15 protein-coding genes, 1 tRNA gene and 1 pseudogene are annotated in these 21,110 nt (G+C 71.4%); 11 read left to right on the top strand and 6 right to left on the bottom strand.

The genetic code is table 11. The annotated features are described in order from the left end of the window. Positions 1 to 33 precede the first annotated feature (33 nt). Positions 34 to 1,266 (top strand): ROK family transcriptional regulator, encoded by a 1,233-nt coding sequence (locus tag ACQEVI_RS08780; RefSeq protein ID WP_432897010.1) that lies wholly within the window; start codon positions 34 to 36, stop codon positions 1,264 to 1,266. A gap of 41 nt (positions 1,267 to 1,307) precedes the next feature. Here ACQEVI_RS08780 and ACQEVI_RS08775 read toward each other — a convergent pair. Further along, positions 1,308 to 1,380 (bottom strand) — tRNA-Arg (locus ACQEVI_RS08775). Between the two features lie 242 nt (positions 1,381 to 1,622). Here ACQEVI_RS08775 and ACQEVI_RS08770 point away from each other — a divergent pair. From ACQEVI_RS08770 to ACQEVI_RS08750, 5 genes are read left to right on the top strand one after another with little or no spacing between them, the layout of a single operon-like run. Beyond that, positions 1,623 to 3,395 (top strand): ABC transporter substrate-binding protein, encoded by a 1,773-nt coding sequence (locus ACQEVI_RS08770; RefSeq protein WP_432897007.1) that lies wholly within the window; start codon positions 1,623 to 1,625, stop codon positions 3,393 to 3,395. 3 nt (positions 3,396 to 3,398) lie between these two features. Then, entirely contained in the window at positions 3,399 to 4,394 is a 996-nt protein-coding gene (locus ACQEVI_RS08765; protein ID WP_432897004.1) for an ABC transporter permease, read from the top strand. After that, positions 4,391 to 5,323, top strand: coding sequence for an ABC transporter permease (locus ACQEVI_RS08760; protein ID WP_432897001.1), 933 nt, complete (start codon positions 4,391 to 4,393; stop codon positions 5,321 to 5,323). Before ACQEVI_RS08765 ends, ACQEVI_RS08760 begins: the two co-directional genes overlap by 4 nt. Position 5,324: 1 nt before the next feature. Next, positions 5,325 to 6,275: an ABC transporter ATP-binding protein gene (locus tag ACQEVI_RS08755; protein WP_432896998.1), complete on the top strand. Its 951-nt coding sequence runs from the start codon at positions 5,325 to 5,327 to the stop codon at positions 6,273 to 6,275. Next, on the top strand, positions 6,275 to 7,267 hold the full coding sequence (locus ACQEVI_RS08750; protein ID WP_432896995.1) for an ABC transporter ATP-binding protein: 993 nt from the start codon (positions 6,275 to 6,277) through the stop codon (positions 7,265 to 7,267). The genes ACQEVI_RS08755 and ACQEVI_RS08750 overlap by 1 nt, the downstream gene beginning before the upstream one ends. Before the next feature lie 12 nt (positions 7,268 to 7,279). On the opposite strand, the gene ACQEVI_RS08745 is transcribed toward ACQEVI_RS08750, so the two are convergent. Next, a complete protein-coding gene (locus tag ACQEVI_RS08745) occupies positions 7,280 to 8,158 on the bottom strand; it encodes a L,D-transpeptidase (protein WP_432896992.1) in 879 nt (292 codons plus the stop codon). Positions 8,159 to 8,278: 120 nt separating this feature from the next. Here ACQEVI_RS08745 and ACQEVI_RS08740 point away from each other — a divergent pair, with 120 nt between their 5' ends. Further along, positions 8,279 to 9,592, top strand: coding sequence for a winged helix-turn-helix domain-containing protein (locus tag ACQEVI_RS08740; protein ID WP_432896989.1), 1,314 nt, complete (start codon positions 8,279 to 8,281; stop codon positions 9,590 to 9,592). A 51-nt stretch (positions 9,593 to 9,643) separates the two neighbouring features. Here the strand turns inward: ACQEVI_RS08740 and ACQEVI_RS08735 are convergent, their stop codons facing one another. Then, positions 9,644 to 10,873 carry an MFS transporter gene (locus tag ACQEVI_RS08735; RefSeq protein ID WP_432896986.1) on the bottom strand — a complete coding sequence of 410 codons (1,230 nt, stop codon included), beginning with the start codon at positions 10,871 to 10,873 and terminating at the stop codon, positions 9,644 to 9,646. A 580-nt stretch (positions 10,874 to 11,453) separates the two neighbouring features. Here ACQEVI_RS08735 and ACQEVI_RS08730 point away from each other — a divergent pair. Together ACQEVI_RS08730 and ACQEVI_RS08725 are read left to right on the top strand one after the other, a co-directional pair. Next, positions 11,454 to 15,491 (top strand): hypothetical protein, encoded by a 4,038-nt coding sequence (locus ACQEVI_RS08730; protein WP_432896983.1) that lies wholly within the window; start codon positions 11,454 to 11,456, stop codon positions 15,489 to 15,491. Positions 15,492 to 15,565: 74 nt separating this feature from the next. After that, positions 15,566 to 15,859 (top strand): hypothetical protein, encoded by a 294-nt coding sequence (locus ACQEVI_RS08725; protein WP_432896980.1) that lies wholly within the window; start codon positions 15,566 to 15,568, stop codon positions 15,857 to 15,859. A gap of 119 nt (positions 15,860 to 15,978) precedes the next feature. Here the strand turns inward: ACQEVI_RS08725 and mscL are convergent, their stop codons facing one another. Both mscL and ACQEVI_RS08715 read right to left on the bottom strand, forming a co-directional pair. Continuing rightward, positions 15,979 to 16,404, bottom strand: a complete 426-nt coding sequence (gene mscL, locus ACQEVI_RS08720) for a large conductance mechanosensitive channel protein MscL (protein ID WP_432896977.1) — start codon at positions 16,402 to 16,404, stop codon at positions 15,979 to 15,981. Between the two features lie 172 nt (positions 16,405 to 16,576). After that, positions 16,577 to 17,434, bottom strand: coding sequence for an SAF domain-containing protein (locus ACQEVI_RS08715; RefSeq protein ID WP_432896974.1), 858 nt, complete (start codon positions 17,432 to 17,434; stop codon positions 16,577 to 16,579). Between the two features lie 400 nt (positions 17,435 to 17,834). Between ACQEVI_RS08715 and ACQEVI_RS08710 the strand changes: the two genes are divergently transcribed. Further along, a complete protein-coding gene (locus ACQEVI_RS08710) occupies positions 17,835 to 18,035 on the top strand; it encodes a hypothetical protein (protein ID WP_432906162.1) in 201 nt (66 codons plus the stop codon). A gap of 14 nt (positions 18,036 to 18,049) precedes the next feature. Here ACQEVI_RS08710 and ACQEVI_RS08705 read toward each other — a convergent pair. Next, a pseudogene (locus ACQEVI_RS08705) lies at positions 18,050 to 18,190 on the bottom strand (FmdB family zinc ribbon protein); the annotation flags it as partial. A 333-nt stretch (positions 18,191 to 18,523) separates the two neighbouring features. On the opposite strand from ACQEVI_RS08705, the gene ACQEVI_RS08700 reads away from it, so the two are divergent. Then, the gene (locus ACQEVI_RS08700; RefSeq protein WP_432905866.1) at positions 18,524 to 21,082 is read left to right on the top strand and encodes a penicillin acylase family protein; all 2,559 of its coding nucleotides are present in this window, start codon (positions 18,524 to 18,526) and stop codon (positions 21,080 to 21,082) included. Positions 21,083 to 21,110: the final 28 nt, after the last annotated feature.

Here is a 21,110-nt window from a genome sequence, read left to right as displayed (position 1 = left end):
AACTATTGCGCGGCGTTCGGCTACAGTCAAGGCGTGACCACCGCCGGGACCGCACGCGAGAGCACCACGTGGACAGCCCCTGGTGCGGCCCGGCAGCACACCCTGCGCGAACGCAACCTCGAGCTGGTCGCGCGCGCCGTGTTCGAGGTCTCCGAACCGCTCTCACGCGCCGGTGTCGCCGCCGCGACCGGCCTGGCCCGGGCCACCGTGTCGACCCTGGTCGACCAGCTGGTGGCCGCCGGGCTCGTGCGCGAGCTGCCCGCGGTGACCGGCGGGCGCGCCGGCCGGCCCGCGGTGCCGCTCGTCCCGGCACCCCGCTCCGTCGTCGGCCTCGGCCTCGAGGTGAACGTGGACTACCTCGGCGCGCGTGTGCTCGATCTCACCGGGGACGTCGTGGCGGAGCAGGTGATTCCCGGCGCCCTCCACGACAGTGACCCGACGGTGGTGCTGCGCCGGCTCGGCAGCCTCGCCCGCGAGGTGTCCGACGGCGTCGCGGCATCGGGCATGACCGTCGCGGGCGCCCGACTGGCGCTCCCTGGCCTGGTCGACCCGCGCACCGGACTCCTCGAGGTGGCACCCAACCTCGGCTGGTCGACGCTCGACCCGGTCCCGCTGCTGGGGCTCGGCGACGTCGAGGTCCGGATCGCCAACGAGGCCAAGCTCGCGGCGCTCGCCGAGCTGGCCGGCGGCTCCGACGTCGCGGCACCCGACTCCTTCATCTTCGTCTCGGGCGACATCGGCATCGGCGCGGCCATCGTCGTCGACCGCGCCCTGTTCCTGGGGGAGCGCGGGTGGAACGGCGAGATCGGGCACGTCGTCGTCGACCCGGCCGGGCCGCGCTGCTCGTGCGGCGCGTTCGGCTGCCTGGAGCAGTACGCGGGCAAGGAGGCGATGATGCGTGCGGCGGGCCTGCCGCCGGACTCCCCGCTGGACGCGCTCATCGCGCGGCTGACCCGGGACGGCGCGGGCCCCGCCGGGTCGGGCAGCGCGATGTCCACGCTGCCGGCCGGCCGGGCGCTCGGCTCCGCCCTCGCCGACTTCGTCAACCTGCTCGACGTCTCCACCATCGTGCTGGGCGGCGCCTACACCGAGCTGCTGCCCTGGCTCCGGGCCGACGTCGAGGAGGTGCTCGCCGATCGGGTGCTCGCCGCGCCGTTCGTCGACCTGGACGTCCGCGCCGCGCAGGCCGGACCGCAGGCGGCGCTCACGGGCGGGGCGCGCGAGGTGCTGCAGGCGGTGCTCGCCGACCCGGCCGCCTGGGTCTGACACCGTCGGTCGAGCTTGGCGATCGGTGACACCGCGAGCTGTGCGCCTGGGCAGACTCGAACTGCCGACACCCGCTTTAGGAGAGCGGTGCTCTATCCACTGAGCTACAGGCGCTCGCGCCTCTCCGTGCGGAGGAGCGCGTCCGGCGTCGGGCGATGCCCGGACCGGCGCACACAGCCTAGCGTCAGCCCGGCCCGATACGCGAAGCGCCGCGTTCAGGCGCAGGTGTCAATTTAGCAACATCGGTCACAAACCTTGACCAATCTCTCGTGGGGCAGAACGATGCTCACCAACCCGGTGTAACGATGCGCCGGTCCGCACGACGACCGTGCGGGGGCCGGACGAGAGGATCGATGATGTTCCTTCGACAGAACAGGTCCCGGGGCGCATTGGCCCTGGCGACGGCCGCAGCCGCGGGCCTGCTGCTGGCAGGCTGCTCCGGCGGCGGTGGAAGCGCACCCACTGCCGCGCCGAACCCGTACGCGACCGCCGAGGGGATGGAGTCGGCGACCGAGCTCATCGGCGAGTACCCGCGCGAGGAGACGCTCTTCACGAGCGGCACCCAGTGGGGGCCGCCTGCGTCCTGGAACCCGATCCCTGGTGCGGGTGGCGCCACCGGCCTGGGCGGCCTGCTCTACGAGCCGCTGTTCCAGTTCGACCCCATCACCCTCGAGCTGAAGCCCTGGCTCGCCGAGGGCGGCGAGTGGACCGGCGACGACACCTACGAGCTCACGCTCCGCGAGGGCCTCACCTGGCAGGACGGCGAGGCGCTCGACGCCGAGGACGTCGTCTTCACCGCGGAGCTCGGCAAGGTCGACGCCGTGCCGTGGAGCAACCTGTGGACCTGGCTGGACACGGCGGAGGCAACGAGCCCCACCACCGTCGAGTTCACCTTCTCCGACCCCCGCTTCCAGGAGTGGGACAACTGGCTCTACACGACCATGATCGTGCCGGAGCACGTCATGGGTGAGTGGTCGGACGACGAGCTGCTGTCCAACCCGAACGAGGACCCCATCGGCTCGGGTGCGTTCAAGTTCTCCGCCGTCGGGCAGGACCGCATGGTCTGGGAGCGCAACGACGACTGGTGGGCCAAGAGCGAGCTCGGCCTCGAGATGCCGATGAAGTACATCGTCGACGTCGTGAACACCTCCAACGAGGTGGCGCTCGGCCTGATGCTGTCCGGCAGCCTGGACCTGAGCAACAACTTCCTGCCGGGTGTCAACACGCTCGCGGACTCCGGCCAGGTCAGCACCTACTACGACGGCCAGCCGTACATGCTCGCGGCCGCATCGGCGAACCTGATCCCGAACCAGACGCGCGCCCCGATGGACGACGTCGACTTCCGGCAGGCGCTCGCGCGCTCGATCGACGTCGACAAGATCGTCACGAACGCCTACGGCGGCCTCGTGTCCAAGGCGCACCCGTCAGGCCTTGTGCCCGCGTTCGAGGAGTACTACGACGAGGGCGTCGCGAGCGAGCACGGCTACACCTTCGACGCGGACGAGGCCAGGTCGATCCTGGCCGACGCCGGCTACGAGGACGGAGACGGCGACGGCTTCGTCGAGACGCCCGACGGCGACACGATCGACCTCAAGCTCATCGTCCCCGCCGGCTGGACCGACTGGATGGAGGCGGCGCGCGTGATCGCGGAGGACGCCTCCGCCGCAGGTATCAAGGTCACCGCCGACTTCCCCGACGCGGGCGCCGTCGACGACGCCCGGGCCACCGGCGACTTCGACCTCCTGATCAACGGCAACGCGGGCATCAGCAACACGCCGTGGACCTACTACAACTACGCGTTCTACCAGCCGGTCCAGGAGCAGATGCTGGCGGGCAACTTCGGCCGGTACGAGGACGAGGAAGCCTGGGAGCTCGTGCAGGACCTGTCCCGGACCGAGAGCGGCACACCGGAGTTCTCCGAGACGCTGTCCCAGGTCCAGGAGAAGTTCATGACCGACCTGCCGGCGATCCCGCTCTGGTACAACGGCGCGTGGGCGCAGTACAACGAGTCGCAGTGGACCAACTGGCCCAAGGAGGGGCGCGAGGACGCGTACTTCCCGGTGATGTGGAACGGGTACGTGCAGATGGGTGGCCTGAACGCGCTGCTCGCCCTCGAGCCGGCCTCCTGACGTATGGGCGGCTATCTCGCTCGCAAGACGCTGGTCTACGGCCTGACCTTCGTCGTGGCGGTGACGCTGAACTGGTTGATCCCCCGGCTCATGCCGGGGGATCCGGTTCAGCGGATGGTGGCGCGCACCGCCGTCCAGCACCCCGAGACGATAGCGGCCATGACCGACTACTACGAGCGCATGTTCGGTCTGGACCTACCGATCTGGCAGCAGTACCTGAACTACTGGGGCTCGCTGTTCCGCGGTGACCTGGGCACGAGCGTGTGGCTGTTCCCCACGCCGGTCAGCGAGGTGGTGCTCGCGGCCGTCCCGTACACGCTCGGCATCATGATCCCGGCGATCCTGCTGAGCTTCGTGGTCGGCAACACCGTCGGCGCGATGGCGGCGCGCAGCCGCTGGCTCGACAACGTGGCCCTGCCGGTGGGCTACCTGGTCACGGCGATGCCGTACATGTGGCTGGCGATCCTGCTCGCGTGGGGCTTCGGCGTGGCGCTCGGCTGGTTCCCCGTGGCCGGCGGCTACGACTTCGGCCTCGTGCCGCAGTGGTCGTGGCCGTTCGCGCTCGACCTGCTGCAGCACTGGGTGCTGCCGTTCCTGTCGCTGTTCCTCGTCTCGCTCGGCGGCTGGGCGATCGGCATGCGGAACCTGATCATCTACGAGCTCGAGTCGGACTACGCGAACTACCTCGCCGCGCTCGGTGCGCCGAAGCGGCTCATCCGGCAGTACGCGTTCCGCAACGCTCAGCTGCCGCAGATCACCGGCCTGGCGCTGCAGCTGGGCACCATCCTGGGCGGTGCCCTGGTGACCGAGATCGTGTTCGCCTACCCGGGGCTCGGCAAGCTCGTGCTGTCCGCCATCCAGAACCAGGACTTCTTCCTGCTGCAGGGCACCCTGCTGTTCGTGGTGATCGGCGTGCTGGTCGCCAACTTCGTGATCGACATCGTCTACGTGCTGGTCGATCCCCGCACCAGGACCGGACTGACAGGGGGAACGGCATGACGGCGACACAGCCCGTCGCGGGGCCCGGTTCCGAGGCGGCCGAACCCGGTGCGGCCGGCCCGGTGGCGGCCCGCAAACCCGGGGGAGACGCACGCGAGACGCTGTACTTCGCGCTGCGCAACCCCAAGGTCATCATCGGCATGGTGGTCGTGCTCGGCTTCCTGCTGCTCGGGCTGATCGGGCCCATGTTCCTGAAGTACGCGCCCATGGACTACGCGGGGCCGCCCATGGCGCCGCCGTCCGCGGAGTTCCCGTTCGGCACCACGACGTTCGGCCAGGACGTCTTCGCGCAGTTCGTCGCCGGCCTGCGGTCCACGTTCCTCGTGGGCGTGCTGGGCGGCGCGGTCTCCGCCGTCATCGGCATGACCATCGGGTTCGTCGCGGGTTACCGCGGCGGCCTGATCGACGAGCTGCTGAACATGCTCACCAACGTGGTGCTCGTGATCCCCGGCTTCGTGGTGCTCATCATCATCAACGCCTACCTGGGCGTGCGGAGCGTCCCGATGCAGGCGTTGTACATCGGCGTCTTCAGCTGGCCGTGGGTGGCGCGCGCCGTCCGCTCGCAGACCCTGTCGTTGCGCACGCGGGACTTCATCGACCTGGCGCGGCTGTCCGGTGTGGGGGTGGGCACGATCCTGCGGCGCGAGGTCGCGCCCAACATGTACTCCTACCTCTTCATGACGTTCGTGCTGCTGTTCGGCGGGTCCATCCTCACGGCGGCGTCGCTCGACTTCATCGGGCTCGGGCCCACCAACGCGATGTCGCTCGGCCTGATGATGAACCAGGCCGTGCAGTGGAGCGCGCTCCATCTGGGGTTGTGGTGGTGGTTCATCCCACCGGGGCTGGGGATCACGCTCATCGTGGGGTCCCTCTACATCATGAACGTCGGCCTCGACGAGGTCTTCAACCCCAAGCTGCGGGAGATGTGACATGGCCCTGGCTGTGAACGACCTCAAGGTCTGGTACCGGACCCGCCGCGGCGACGTCAAGGCCCTCGACGGCGTCACCTTCGAGGTGGCGGACGGCGAGATCATGGGCGTGGCCGGCGAGTCCGGATGCGGCAAGACGACGCTCGGCAAGGCCTTGATCCGCCTCGACACCCGCATGCGGCACGTGGGCGGCACGGTGGTCCTGGACGACGACGAGCTGCCGCTGGCCGACGACGCCGCCATGCGCCGCCACCGCTACCGCGAGGTGTCCCTCATCCCGCAGTACGCGATGTCCGCGATGAACCCGACCCGCAAGATCGGCCGGATGATCAAGGACCTCCTCGGGGCGCACAACGTCCGGTACGCCGACGTGCTGCCCGAGCTCGAGCGGCGTCTCAAGCTCGTCGGGCTGGAGCCGGACGTGCTGAAGCGCTACCCGATCGAGCTGTCCGGCGGCATGAAGCAGCGCGTGGTGCTCGTGCTCTCCACGCTGCTGAACCCGTCGCTCCTGATCGGCGACGAGGTGACGTCGGCGCTCGACGTCTCCTCGCAGAAGGCGGTGGCCCGGGCGCTCGTCGAGTTCCGCGACCACGGGTTCGTGAAGTCGATGATCGTCATCACGCATGACATCTCCGTGCTGTTCCAGGTCGCCGACACCATCCTCGTCATGTACGCGGGGCACCTCGCCGAGAAGGCGCCGGCCAGGACGATCATCAGCGACCCCCTGCACCCCTACACGAAGATGCTCATCGGGGCGCTGCCCAAGGTCGGCGACCGGTACGAGGAGCAACAGCTCGAAGGCATCGAGGGTCGGCCGCCGTCGCTCCTCGAACCGCCCGCCGGCTGCCGGTTCCGTGCCCGCTGCCCCCTGGCGCACGACCGGTGCGCGGAGGCGCCACCCTTCCGGGAAGTGGCCCCGGGGCACCACGTCGCCTGCTGGGCGGTGAGCTGATGCTTACCCTCGACCACCTCGACAAGGTCTACCGGACCGGCACCTTCGGCACCTCCGACCTGCATGCGGTGCGGCAGGTGAGCCTCGACGTGCAGCGTGGCGAGGTGGTGTCGCTCATCGGCGAGTCCGGCAGCGGCAAGTCGACGATCGGCAAGCTGGTGCTCCACCTGCTCGACTCCTCGGGCGGCACCATCACGTTCGACGGGAAGGACGTCACCAAGCTCTCGTTCCGTGCCCGCCGTGACTACTACCGCAAGGTCCAGGGCGTCTTCCAGGACCCGTTCTCGTCGTTCAACCCCATCTACAAGGTGGACCGCACGTTCGAGACGCTGCGCCGCTCCTACTTCCCCCGGGTCTCGTCGGGGGAGTGGCGCAAGCGGCTCGAGGACGCGCTCGCCGCCGTGACGCTCGAGCCGGACGACATCCTCGGCAAGTTCCCGCACCAGCTCTCCGGCGGGCAGCTGCAGCGCCTGCTCATCGCGCGGGCCCTGCTCCTCGACATCGAGCTGCTGGTCGCGGACGAGATCATCTCGATGCTCGACGCCTCGACCCGCATCGACGTGCTCAACCTGCTGGGTGAGCTCAAGGCGCGTGGCCTCGGCATCCTGTTCGTCACGCACGACCTCTCGCTCGGCAACTACGTCTCCGACCGCGTGGTCATCCTCTACAAGGGGCGCGTGGTCGAGCGGGGCGTGACGAACGCCGTCTTCGACGACCCCCTGCACCCCTACACCCGCGACCTCCTGGCCTCGGTGCCGCACCTGGACCGGACGTGGGATGAGGTCGAGGCCGAGGAGGCAGAGCGCACCAGGCGTCTGGCGGGCCGCTGCCTCTACCACGAGGCGGTCACTGCACAGGGCCGGTCCCTGGGCGAGGAGGCGGAGGCTGCCGACGGCACGCCGGACGGCGTCGGCCTGGTCGAGTACACGCCCGGACACTTCGTGGGGTGCTTCCGCAAGGCGGCCGGGGACCCGTGCCCGGCCGGGCCATGACGCACCCGCTGGTCAGGACCTGATCAGAACCGGGACGCCCGGGGTCAGGTCGGTGAGTCCGGCGAAGTCCTCGGCTGTGAGCCGGACGCAGCCGTTGCTCACCGCCTGGCCCTGGCCCTCGCCCACGTGGATGGCGGTCGCGGCGTAGTCGGTGCCGTAGAACCCGTCGAGGGTCTCGCTCTGCATCGACAGGAACACCGACATCCCGGTGTTCACCGCCTCCGTGACGGTGAACACCTGGGTGATCCCCAGCGGCGTCGGCGTGGCGGACGCACCGACCGCCGCCGGGAGCTGGTCGCTGGAGCCGTCGGCATGCGTCACCGTCACCGTGCGGTCGGACAGGTCGACCAGCACCGACCGCTTCTCCCGGATCAGCAGGACGTCGCTCCCGCGGAGCCAGCCCGCGGTTCCGTTGACCTTCTCGGGATCGCGCGACGGCAGGGCGCCGCGCCCGTACGGGACGAGCACCTGCACCCACCCCGGCCTGCTGTCCAGCACGAGCCAGCGCGCCTCGGCGTCGTAGTAGCGGGACTCGAGGGCGAGAACCGGCGCCTCGGCCACGTCAGGGCTCGCCCAGACCGGGATGCGGGGGTCGTTCGGCCGGGCCACCGAACCGGGCAGGTCCTCCAGGGACCCGACCTCGGCCTGCGGCAGCGCGCGCGGCAGGAGCTCGGCGATGTCGGGCCTGGGCAGGGACTTCAGGGAGTAGACGGCGGGGGTCGGCGTCGGCGTCGGCGACGGTGTGGGGCTCGGCGACGGCGACGGGCTCGCCGACGGGGTGGCTGCCGCCGGAGCGGGCTCGTCGCGGGGTGACAGGCCGACCCACGCCGCGGCGCCGAGCAGCGCGACCGCCAAACCGCCCGCGATCCAGGCCCAGAGCTTCCGCGACATGCACCGCACGATACCGGCCCGACATCTATGTCCGATATCTTCGGTTTCGCCCAACCCCTGGGAATCCGAACTCTTGTTCGATATTCTCACCCGGCACCCCTCGACCAAGGAGAGATCACCGTGGCACCCGCCGACCGGACGTTCCCCGTCACGACCGTCCCGACGCGCCGTTCCCGCAGACTGGTCCTCACCGGCGCGATATCCGTCGCCCTCATCTCGACCGGGTCCGCGTACCTGGCGATGGTCCAGTTTGGCATCGACGTCCTCGCCATGAACCAGGGCACCGCGTACGCGACCGCCGGCGTCTTCGAGCTGTCCCTCGTCACCGTCGCCCTCCTCGCCCGCGAGGCCGCCCGGGACAACCGGCCCGGCGGCACCCTGCTTGCCCTGACCTGGGCGTTGTCGTCCGCGTCCGGTGTGTTCGCCGCGTGGCACGAGGCCTACATCGGCCACCCCGTCGGCGCGATCCTGTTCAGGTTCATCGTGCCGCTGCTCGCCGCGCTCATGTGGCACCTGGCGCTGATCGGCGACCGGCATCTCGCCACCGGCACGTCCTGGTCGGCGATGCGGCAGTCCGCGCGCATGCACGCGCTCTTCCTGAGCACCGAGGACCTGTTCCGGGCACAGAGCCTGCACGACGGGTCACGTGCCGCCCGCCGTCGGCTCGCCCGCGCCGAGGCCGGACGCCGCCGGGCGCGCTCCGTAGCCCTGCGTACCGTCCCGCCCATGGAGATGCGGGCGCAGGTCGCCGCCTGGTGCGAGGCGCTCGCCGCGGTGGGGGACGGCACCGCCGACGTCGCCCGGCTGCACCTCGCCGACCGGCAGCGGCTGACCGGCATCCTCGTGGACGACGAGCTTATGGACGGCCGCGTGTCGGACACGCGGGACGGCGCGCGTGCCGACGTCGGGGTGGGTGCGCCCGACTACGAGCGCCGTGCCGCCGACGCCGTCGCCGCGGAGTTCGCCGACCCCCGCCCCGCCGCGCGGGGCCGGGACGGGGACACGTACGGCGAGGACTTCCTCGACCGGGACGTGTACGACGACGGGGTGTACGACGGCGAGGTGTTCGACGGCGAGACCGATCGCCGGTCCGCGCGCGTCAGCGCCGCCCTGGACACACCGCGTCAGGGCGTGAGCGGGCGCGCACCCGCGCCCGATCTGGCGGGTGAGGGTGCGGAGGCACCGGCCGCGGAGCCCGCGGAGGCGGCGGACCGGGCCACGGCGAACGTCCGGGAGGCGCTGCCCCCGCGTCGCCGTCCGCGGCGCAACACGGGGCTCGGGACCGAGGACGCCGAGCGCATGATCCAGCTGCGCACCAAGGGTCGTACGTACCGGGAGATCGCCGAGGAGGTAGGCGTCAGCCGGTCGACGGTGGGCAAGCGCATGCGCGAGTTCACGGAGACGGGTTCGATCCCGATCGTCAGGGCGCACTGAGCGGAATGTGTTCGCCCCGGCCCGGCCCCGGTCGGGGCGGGGCGGGGCGGTCTACTCTCCCGAGTCGGCGTGCGCGATGCTTCCGAGGGGCTTCCAGATCAGGATCAGGGTGATCCCGGCGCCCACGAACCCGAACCAGAACGGCGCGGCCAGCCCCCACTGCTCGGCGATGAAACCGCCCAACGCGGTGCCCAGGAGCATCCCGCCGTACACGCTCACCATGTTGAGCGACCCCACGCGCCCCTGGAGGTCGAGAGGGGTGGCGCGCTGGCGCACGGCGCTGGAGACGGAGCCCCACACGAACGCGTAGACGCCGAACCCGAACATCGCGACGAAGGCGCCCCACACCGTCGTGTTGAGCGCCAGCGCCAGGTGCCAGATCACCTCGCAGGTCAGGACCACGCGCATCAGCGTCGCGAACGGGACCCGTTTCTGCAGCCGGTCGAAGAAGGCGGTGCTGAGCAGGCCGCCCACTGCCGTCGCCGTGGTCAGCATGCCGAACTGGAGCGTGCTCATCCCCAGGTGTTCCGTCGCGTAGAGCACGAGCACGCCCATGGGCGCGGCAAAGGTGATGTTGAACGTGAGGATGGTGAGCATCAGCGTGCGGACGGCGGGGGTGTGCCACACCCAGCGGAGGCCCTCGGTGATGTCCTGGCGGATGTGGGTACGGGTCTCGCGGACAGCAGCCTGGGTCACCGAGATCCGCGAGATCAGCACGATCGCCAGCGTCGCCGTGACCGCCTGGACGGCGAACGGCCAGGCCATCCCCGCGGCGAACAGGAACGCGCCGATGGGCGGCCCGGCGAGCTGGTTCGCCGTCACGAAGCCGGCCATGAGCCGGGCCTGCCCGATCGCCAGGTCTTCCTTGGGGGTCACCATCGGCAGGAGCGTCTGGCTCGCGGAGTCGGCGAACACCTCGGCCACCCCGAGCGCGAGCATGACCGCCAGCACGAGGACGACGTTCACGACGTCCGTGACGATGAAGGCGCACAGCGCGACGATCACCGCGACGCGCAGACCGTTGGCGATCATCACCATGCGGCGGCGGTCCAGGCGGTCGGCCAGGGCGCCGGCCCAGAGGCCGAACAGGAGCCACGGCAGGCTCTGGAGCATCGCGGCGAGCGCGACGAGGAACGGGCTGTCGGTCTGTGAGGCGACGAGGAGGGGACCCGCGGCGAGCGCTATGCCGTCGCCGATGTTGCTGGTCCAGGACGAGCTCACGAGCCAGCGGAACGACCGGCCCATCCGACTGGGGAAGACTGCCTCGAGGAGTGCTCTCACAAACCTTCGAGTCTAGGTACGGCGTCCAGGCTTTTTTCTTCCGGCCGGGCCGGGCCCGTCGAGGGGGGTGATATCGCCGGCGCCGGACAGGGCTTTCCGGGCGTCGAGAGGGCCCTTCGGCCGGTGTCGGCGGTGCGGCGGTGGCTACACGCGGGATCGGCGAGATCCTGCGGTTGGCCCGGCCGCATATCTGATATAACGGACGCTTCGATAACGTTTTAGGATCCCACGACTCAACAGTTGGACGATCGTCCGACTCGGTGTTGACGTCCGCCGGGAACAGGTGCAGACTCTCACAAGACGGTGCGCATCGCCCGCCCCCTGCGCGGTGCGCACTGTCATACCCCGTCGGGCTTCGGCCCGTCTGCGAAGCCCCTTCGGACCCCCTGCCGAAGGGGCTCTTGCATTCCCCGACGACGGTCACCGCGACCGCGCGTGCCCCGGGTCGGCGCTCCACGCCGTCCGCCCGGCGTGCCCCGGGTGACCTGCACGCGGGACACGCCAGGGACTTCCGAGTACCCGGCGTGTCGCGCGGCGTGGCGTCCGACCCTTGCGGACGCGACGCGGTTAGCGTGCTGGTGTGAACGCTGCACGCCGCCAGACCGCAGCCGCCTCCGAGATCTCGGCCGACTTGTCCGAGGAGCTCTCGGCCGCGCTGAAGGACGAGACAACGGACCCGGCCACCGAGCTGGCAGTGTCGGAGGCCCCGGGGTCCACGCCGGACGGTGTCCGGGACACCATGACCGAGTCGGTCGCGCGCTGGCGCGCCGGGCTGGTCCGGCTCGCCGGGGGATCCTCCCTGGCCGACGTCGGGCTCCTGGGCGAGGCGGTCATCGACCTGTCGACCGCCCATCCCTCGGGTGTGGCCCAGCTCTTCGCGGGCCGGCCGACCCGCCTGTCCAACCTGGTGCGGGAGTCCGGCTCGCTGCCGGCGGCTCGTCGTCGGGCACGGGCGGTCGCCGCACGTTCCGCCGAGCACGCGCAGCGCTACGGGGTGTCGCCCACGTACCTGGCGATCGGTGTGGCCACGTGGATCGAGCGGCCGACGACCGGTGGCGACCAGAGCGACATGGAGGCCATCACCCGGGTGCTCGGCCCGGCGAGCACGGTGACCGCTCCTGAGTACGAGTCCGCAGACAGCCCGGCCGACGCGCCGGCGCTCACCGGTTCCGTCCCCGTCGTGACGCTGGCCATGCCCTCCGGCCGGCCCGTGCCGCCGTCGGACGGCGAGGAGGACGAGCCGCGCGTCGTGCGCGCACCCGTGCTGCTCCGGCCCGTCATGCTCACACCGCGGAGCGACGGCGAGGGTGACTACGACATCACGCTCGACTCCACGGTCGAGATCAACCCGGTGGTGGCGCGTACGCTGCGCGCCCACGGCGCGCTGCTCGACCCGACGGCGCTGGCCAAGGCGACGTTCACGCTCGCGGGCTTCAACCCGTCGGACGTGCTGGATCGCGTGGCGAGCCTCGGTTCGGCGGTGCTCGGCGAGTTCCAGCTCGACCGGCGCGTCCTGGTCGGCACGTTCGTCCACCCCGGGCAGGTGCTGGTCGACGACCTCGACGAGCTGGCCCCCACCCTCGGGCAGCACGAGGTGGTCTCGGCGCTCGGCGGGGTGGACAGCTCGGTGACCCGGCTGGGCAAGGTCGAGCTCCCGGAGCGGCGCGTGGGCGACGCCGACCCGGCGCACGAGCGCGGCGTCGGCGACCTGGACCCGCACCAGCGACACGTCGTGGACGCCCTGGCCACGGGCAGCCACCTGTTCGTCGACGCGCCCGTCGGGTCGGACGTCGCGGGCACGCTCGCCGCCGTCGTCGCGGAGGCGAACGCCAGCGGCCGGTCCGTGCTGTACGTCCCGGGGCACCGCCGGGCCACCGACGCGCTGGCCGCGCGCCTCGACTCGCTCGGCCTGGGCGGGCTGCTGCTCGACATCGCGCCGGTCCCGACCTGGCGCACGTCGACGGCGCGCCGTCTGCTGGAGGCGATGGCGCCCGCGCAGGAGCGGATCGACGCCGACGGGGTGGCTCGCGTACGGGACGCGCTGATCGGCTCGCGGGCGCAGCTCGCCGGCTACATCGGGGCGCTGCACCGGGTGCGCGACCCGTGGCGGGTCTCCGCGTACGACGCCCTGCAGGCCCTGGCCCGGCTCACCTCCGAGCGCCCCGCCCCGGCGACCCGGGTGCGGCTGGCCTCGGAGACGGTGCTCGTCCTGGGCGCGGAGCGCCGTGCAGAGCTCGCCGCGGACCTCGAGCGGGCGGCCGAGCTGGGCGCGTTCTCGCTGCGGTCGGCGTCGAGCCCGTGGTTCGGCGCGCACATCCTCACCGACGAGGACGCTCGCTCGGCGCTGGCCCGGGTCATGCGCCTCGCCGACCACACGCTGCCGGAGCTGCGTAAGCAGATCGAGTACGTCGCCCAGGTGACCGGCCTGGTCGAGGCCACGACGGCCAACCAGTGGGGCGAGCAGCTCGCGATGCTGGGCGGCATGCGCGGCACGCTCGACGTGTTCCAGCCGATGGTCTTCGAGCGCACCGCCGCGGACATGGTGCAGGCCACGGCCCCGAGCCGGGCGCGGGCCGAGCAGGGTGTCGAGATGGGCTGGCTCGCCCGGCGCCGGCTGAAGCGGCGCGCCCGCGAGATGGTCCGTCCCGGGGTCCGCGTGCCCGACATGCACGCCGCCCTCGTCGAGGTGCAGCGGCAGCGCGAGGTGTGGCAGGCACAGTGTCCCCGGGGCGGCTGGCCGACCCTGCCGGAGGGCCTGGCCGCGGTGGAGGAGACCTACGAGGCCGTCCGCATCGACCTCGAGGCGCTCGAGCCGGTGCTGCGCTCCTCGCAGGCGGGCGGGGGGCTGCTCGACCTCGACCTGTTCGCGCTGGTCCAGCGGCTCGCGTCCCTCGCGGAGACCGCGGACGCGCTGACCCCGCTGCCCGAGCGGACCGCGGTGCTGCGCCGGCTGCGCACGGCCGGGCTGGGTGAGCTGGTCGACGATCTCGGCGACCGCCGTGTGGAGACCGACCTCGTGGGGCCGGAGCTGGAGCTGTCGTGGTGGTCGTCGGTGTTCGAGCAGATCCTCTCGACCGAGCCCGACCTCGCCGGACAGGACGGCGCCGGGCTGGACGCGCTCGCCGGCCGGTTCCGCGAGCTCGACCGCCTGCACATCGAGTCCCTGTCCGCGCCCGTGCGGGCGGCGGTGCGTGCGCACCTGGGTGCGGCGATGCGTGACGAGCGGGAGGACGCCGAGACCCTCTACGCGACGCTGGTCGAGGGCGGGCTCAGCTCGATGCGCGACCTCGTGGCCGGGCACGGCTCCACCGTGCGGCGCCTGCGGCCCACCTGGGTGTCGACGCCGACCATGGTGCCGCACCTGCTGCCCGCCGAGCGGAGCGCGGACCTGGTGATCCTCGACGCGGTGCAGCACGTGCCGGTCGAGGTGGTCGTGCCGGCGCTGGCCCGCGGCCGGCAGATCGTCGTGGTCGGTGACCCGCGGTCGGCGTCGGGCACCGCGGTGCGTGACCTCGCGCGGCTGCTGCCGCGCGTCACGCTGCAGCCGGAGCCCGCGCGACGGGACCCGCAGCTCACCGGCCTGCTGGCCGCCCACGGGTACGAGGGCATCATGCGGCCGGCGCCCATGCCGCGAACCGAGGCGCTCGTGCACTTCTCGCTCGTGGACGGCACGGGAATGCCCGATCCGGTCTCCGGCACCGTCGAGTCGACGCAGGCCGAGGTGGAGCAGGTGGTCGACCTCGCGATCGAGCATGCGATGACCCGGCCGGAGGAGACCTTCGGCATCGTCACCGTCACCGCCGCGCACGCCGACCGCATCCGCGAGCGGCTGCTCGCCGAGGTCCGCGCGAACCCCGCGCTGGCGCCGTTCTTCGCCGGGTCGCGGCCCGAGCCGGTGGTGGTCGCCGACGTCACGGGTGTCGCCGGGCTCGCCCGCGACACGATCGTGCTGACGCTCGGCTTCGGGCGGACGCCGCACGGCCGCGTGCTGCACCGGTTCGGCGTACTGGGTGACGGCGGCGGCGACGCGATGCTCCTCGGCTCGCTGGGCGCCGCCCGCAAGCGGCTGCACGTCGTGTCGTGCTTCCCCGCCGCCGACCTCGATCCCGAACGACTGCGCGGCCCCGGGCCGCAGCTGCTGGCGGAGGTGCTGGCCTTCGCCGAGGAGCGCTCAGGGCTCGCCGACCAGGTGGAGATCGGCAACGGCGTGGACGTGGCGCGGTCCCTCGACCGCCTGGTCGTGGACCTGGGGGAGCGGCTGTGGCGCTCGGGCCTCGTGGTCGAGACCGACTACGGCCTGCCCGGCGGCGACCGGATCCCGCTCGCGGTGGGGCACCCGGACCTGCCGGGCGAGCTCCTGGTCGCGGTCCTGACCGACGACGCCGCTTACGTGGCGGAACCCTCCATCCGCGTGCGCGACAGGCAGCTCGCCGAACAGCTCGAACGGCTCGGCTGGGTGGTCGCGCAGGTGTGGTCGGCCGCCGCGTTCCTCGACCCGGACGCCGAGGCGGAGCGGGTGCGCCGCGTGGTGCTGGCCGTGCGGGACGCTCGCGTGGGTGTCTCGGGCGGCGTGTCGCCGGCGGCGGAGCTGGTGGTCCCGCAGGTGCTGGACGACTGATCCCTGGGCGGTTTCTGGGCCTCGGGCTTGCGTGCGCTCGGTCGGTCGGACCCGCACGGGGTGACAATGGTGCCGTGAGCGAGTCCGTCAACCAGCCGTTCGAGCCGATGTCCTCGGCTGACTCGACAGCGTCCGCCAACTCGGCCGAGGGCAACGTCGATGCGACACCCGGGGGTGCCACCCTGCGGCGGCGCGGGCCTCGGCGGGCCGTGCGGCGCGGGAACGAACGTGAGGCAGTGCTCGGGGTGAGTGCCGACGAGCGGCCGGCCGGCTGGAGCGAAGGAGCCGACGGCGGCGGTGCGGCCGGCGTCGGCCACGACTCGAACGACGAGCAGCTCCGCCGGGACGTCCCGCCACACTGGGCCTGAACCCGTCACCGGTGCCCACGGACGACGCTGCTGACAAGTCGAGAACGGGGTTGTGTTCGCGGCGCGCTCGTTCCGGAACATAACCCCGTTCTCACATCCCGCAAGTAACCGGCGGGGGCTCAGCTGGGCTGCGACGGGGACCGCGTGCCCGACTGCGCACGCAGCAGGTCGCGGATCTCGGTGAGCAGCACGACCTCCTCCGCTGCGGCCTCCTCGACAACCTCTTCCGTGGTCTTGCGCAGGGACTTCAGCTTGTTGATCGGGAGGATCACGAAGAGGTAGATCGCGGAGGCGATCAGCACGAACATGATCAGGCCCTGGATGAACAGCCCGATCGGGAACTCTGTGGTCTCGCCGCGCCAGTTCGGGACGTGGAAGGCGATACCCGAGAAGTCCGGCGCGCCGACGAGCCACCCGACGAGCGGCATGATGAAGCCCTCCACGAGGCCGCTGATGACCCCGGAGAAGGCGGCGCCGATGACAACGGCGACCGCGAGGTCGAGCACGTTGCCGCGCGTGATGAATTCCTTGAAACCCTGAAACATTCGGTGTCCCCTGCTGTTGTTCGCTGTTGCTCGTCTGTGGTCGCGGGCCGCCGGGACCGGCCCGGTCAAGGATTCTGCGGTTACTTCGAACATTCCGCACCTCGAACGGACATTCTGCCGAATTGCGGCGCCGTTTGCCCCGCTATGCCCGGGGGGCAGCGACCGGACCGCCCTACGGCACCAGTACCGCCGTCACCGCGCCCCAGCCCGAGATCGCCGACAGCTCCGGCGCGTCGTCCGGGAGCACCGCGACGAGCGTGACCGGACGGTCGCCGTCCGACGCCGCGCCCAGCAGCCCGCCCGCGGCCTCCGGCTCGCGCCCGGCGGGGACAGGCAGCACCAGCGCGCCGCGCGCGAGGTACTGGGGCGCTCCGTCCGGTTCGCTGCCCGACGTCGTCCCGGCCAGCAGGTCGATCCGGTCGCCCGGGCGCAAGAGGGTGGCGACGGCGTCGTCGGACAGGCGGACCGGGACGACGACGGTGCCGTGCGGGGCGGCGGCGGAGACGCCGTCGTCGGACACGAGGGTGGCGTGCAGCGGCGCACCCGCGGGCAGCCCGACGACCGCCGCGCGGCCCAGCAGGCCGCGCACGGTGTGCAGCGCGCCGGGCGGGGCGAGGTCGGCGGCGACGGAGTGCACGACGACGTCGTCCCGGGTGAGCTCGGTGCCCGCCGCGACAGGCCGTGCGGTGACTGCCACGTCGATCGTCGGTGGGGGCGGGGGGCGCAGGAGGTGCACGGTCACCGAGGCCGCGAGACCGAACAGGGCGGCCGCCAGCGCGAAGCGCCAGCGCCACAGGATCCGTCGGGCACGCCGGAGGGCGGCCGAACGGGAGCCGCCCGGACTCGACCGGCCCGCACGTGACGGGCCTGTCCGGGGCCTGCTCGGCAAGGTCAGCAGACCACCGAGGCCTGTCGGCTGGTCGGTGGGCGGAGCGGTCCCGGCCGCAATGTCCCACGGCGTGCGCGCGTCGGAGCCGGGCGGCGAACCGCGGCGCGCGGCCGGTTCGGCGATCGTGTCGAGAAGTCCCATGGCTGCGACGTTATGCAGCGGCAGAGGGAGCGCGCCGCCGCCGTCGGGCAGCCTGTGCACGAGGAGCGGAAAACGCTGCCTGTGGTCGCGCTCGTACCGTTGGAAGCTCGTCGAGCGGGTCGGTTGCCCCGCCGAAACGATCTGGGATCAGTTCCGTCGGCGACGAGGTTGGGCCGCGTGCCTCGCAGATCGGCGGCTGGTCTCGAAGTCGGCACAGTGGGAGCGAGGTCGGCACTTGGCATCGAGGTCGGTCCAGCGCTGGACCGACCTCGATGCCAAGTGCCGACCTCAGCGACGAGCGTCAGCAAGGTGCCGACCTCGGCCCATTGCCTCACCCGCCACGCAAGGGCCGGCAACGGACCGAGCAAGGGCCGCTGGTCAGGCGGAGGCGGCCTTCGACGTGCTCGACCCGCTCGACGACGAACCGGAGGACCCGGACGAGCCAGAGGACCCGGAAGAGCTCGACGACCCCGACGAGGAGGACGAGGACGACGACCCGGAGCTGTCCGAGGACGAGGAGCTCGACGACCCCGAGGAGGACTCAGACTTGCCCGGCTTCACGGTGCTGGTCGTCGACGTGCTGCGCGAGTCCGTGCGGTAGAAGCCGGAGCCCTTGAAGGTGACGCCCACAGAGCTGAACACCTTTCGCAGCTTGCCCTGGCACTCGGGGCAGACGGTCAGCGAAGAGTCGCTGAACTCCTGGTGGATGTCGAACGCGTGGCCGCAGTCGGCACACCGGTACGCGTAGGTGGGCACGTGCACTCCTCTTGGACATCAGGCCGGGCGGAGCGGCGCGCGCTCACTGGAACCGGCTCTGGCACTCGGGGTTTCCGAGTGCCAATAGTAACGGCCCGGTGGCGGGGGATAGTCCCAGGACCTCCCGCGTGTGTTCACTCCGGCGCGTTCACGCCGGTGCGTTCATCAAGCACAGGGGCGGGCGGTAGTCTCCAGTGCGTGTCCGCGACCACTGCCGCCGAGCCCGTAGAGCCCGCCGAAACAGCAACCTCCGACGGTGCGGGACCGACCAAGCCCCGTCGGACTCGTACCACTCGTGTCCGCCAGTTCATCGTCGGTACCGCCGTCATCCTGGTGCTCGTCCTCGTCGCCCTGACGACTTTCGGCTGGCTGACCGCACGCCGGCCGCTCCCGGCGTACTCCGGGGAGATCCAGGTCGAGGGACTGAGCTCTGACGTGCGCGTCAGCCGCGACGCCCAGGGCGTGCCGCAGATCTACGCCGACTCGGCAGAGGATCTGTTCCGCGCGCAGGGCTACGTGCACGCGCAGGACCGCTTCTTCGAGATGGACTACCGCCGGCACGTGACGGCGGGCCGGCTGGCCGAGCTCGTGGGCAACAACCCCGACGCGATCCAGGCGGACATGGTCACCCGCACGTTCGGCTGGCGGCACGTCGCGGAGGAGGAGTTCAACATCCTCGACGACACGACGCGCCAGTACCTGCAGGCGTACGCGGACGGCGTCAACGCCTACCTCAAGAACCGCAGCCCCGCCGAGACGGCGTTCGAGTACACGGTGCTCGATGTCAGCGTCGAGGTGAACGAGCCGGAGACGTGGACCCCGATCGATTCGCTGGCCTGGCTCAAGGCCATGGCCTGGGACCTGCGCAGCAACTACGACGACGAGCTGGACCGGGCTCTGGCCTACAGCACGCTCGACAAGGACGCCTCGCGAGTCAACGAGCTGTTCCCGGCATTCTCGGGCACCGGCAACACGCCGATCCTGGACCCCGCCGAGGCGGGTGCCACGCAGGCGACGCAGCAGACCCAGGACACCCAGGACACCCAGGCGACCCAGACGCTGTCGAGCACCGGGCTCGCCTACGAGAGCCCGCACCTCACCGAGGCCCTGGAGTCCGCGCAGCGGGCCCTGGACGCTGTTCCGGTGCAGATCGCGCGCGGCGAGGGCACCGGCTCGAACTCGTGGGTGGTGTCAGGGCAGTACACGGAGTCGGGCAAGCCGCTCCTGGCGAACGACCCGCACCTCGACCTCGCGGCCCCCGGTATCTGGGCGCAGGTGGGTCTGCACTGCAACCAGGTGGGCCCGGAGTGCCCCTTCGACGTCTCCGGGTTCTCCTTCTCCGGCTTCCCCGGCGTGATCATCGGGCACAACGCGGACATCTCCTGGGGCCTGACGAACATGGGCGCCGACGTCACCGACTTCTTCATCGAGCGGGTACGCAACGACACGTACCGGCGCGGCGTGGACAAGTGGGTCGAGATGGAGAAGGAGACCGAGGTGATCCGGGTGGACGGCGGAAGCCCGGTCGACCTGGAGGTCCGGCGGACCGTGCACGGCCCGATCATCTCGTCCGTCATGGACGAGGCCACCATGGACGCCGTGCGCAACTCACCCACCGAGGATCAGGGTGGTCAGTACGAGATCTCGCTGCAGTGGACGGCGCTCGAGCCGGGCCGCACCGCTGACGCCGTGTTCGAGATGAATCTTGCGAAGACCCCTGCGGACATGAAGGCTGCGGCCGCGAAGTTCGAGGTCCCGTCGCAGAACATCGTCTTCGCCACCACGGACGGCCACATCGGCTACCAGGCGCCGGGCAAGATCCCGGTACGCGCCAGCATCCCCGGCGCCGTGGAGTCCGACGGCTCCTGGCCGCGCCCCGGCTGGGACGCTCGGTACGACTGGACCGGCTACGTGGCTCCGGAACAGATGCCCGGCGTCGTGGACCCGAAGGAAGGGTTCATCGTCGCGGCCAACCAGGCGGTCCTGCCCAGCGGGTCCGGGCCGTTCATCACCCGCGACTGGGACTACGGGTACCGGTCGGAACGCATCCGCACGCTCATCAGCCAGCGGATCGCGGAGGGCCGCAAGCTCACGGCCGCGGACATGTCGGAGTTCCAGATGGACCAGTGGAGCGTGTTCGCCCAGACCCTGGTGCCGGTGCTGCGCGAGGTCGAGCTCCCAGCCGGCTACGACTCGGACGGTCAGAAGCTCCTGGACGACTGGGCCGACTACTCCATGGACCCGGACTCCGCGGCCGCCGCCTACTTCGCGGCAGTGTGGCGCAACCTCCTGGAGATCACGTTCAACGACGAGCTGCCGCAGGCCATGTGGCCCGACGGCGGCAGCCGCTGGCTCGCCGTGATCCAGAACATGCTCGGCGAGGAGGACGACCCGTTCTGGGACGACCAGACCACGGTGGCCGTCGTGGAGAGCCGCGACCAGGTGCTCACGGAGGCGTTGGTCAGCGCGCGCCAGGACCTCACGGTCGAGCTGGGCAAGGACACCAGCGACTGGGAGTGGGGCACGCTCCACCAGCTCAAGCTGGAGCACCTGGTGCTCGGCGGGCCGAGCATCCCGGCGCCGCTGGCCGCGTACATGAACCCGGCGCCGGTCAAGGTCGGTGGCGGGACCTCGGTAGTGAACGCCACCGCGTGGGACGCCGCCAGCGGCAGCTTCGACGTGACGAGCGGCCCGTCGATGCGCATGGTCGTCGACCTCGCGGACCTCGACGCCTCCACCTGGGTGGTGGTGACCGGAACGTCCGCGCACCCGGCATCCGCGCACTACGACGACCAGCTCGAGACATGGGCGGCGGGGGAGACCTTCCCGTGGCCGTCCAGCCCCGAGGCAGTGACTGCCGCGCAGGTGGACGAGCTGACCCTCACCCCGTGAGGTAGGCCGCTTGCTCGGCGGGACGCGG

Source organism: Promicromonospora sp. CA-289599 (assembly GCF_050936155.1).
Lineage (GTDB): Bacteria > Actinomycetota > Actinomycetes > Actinomycetales > Cellulomonadaceae > Promicromonospora.
Note: the sequence above shows the minus strand (reverse complement) of the source record. Positions and strands in the feature narration are given on the sequence as shown.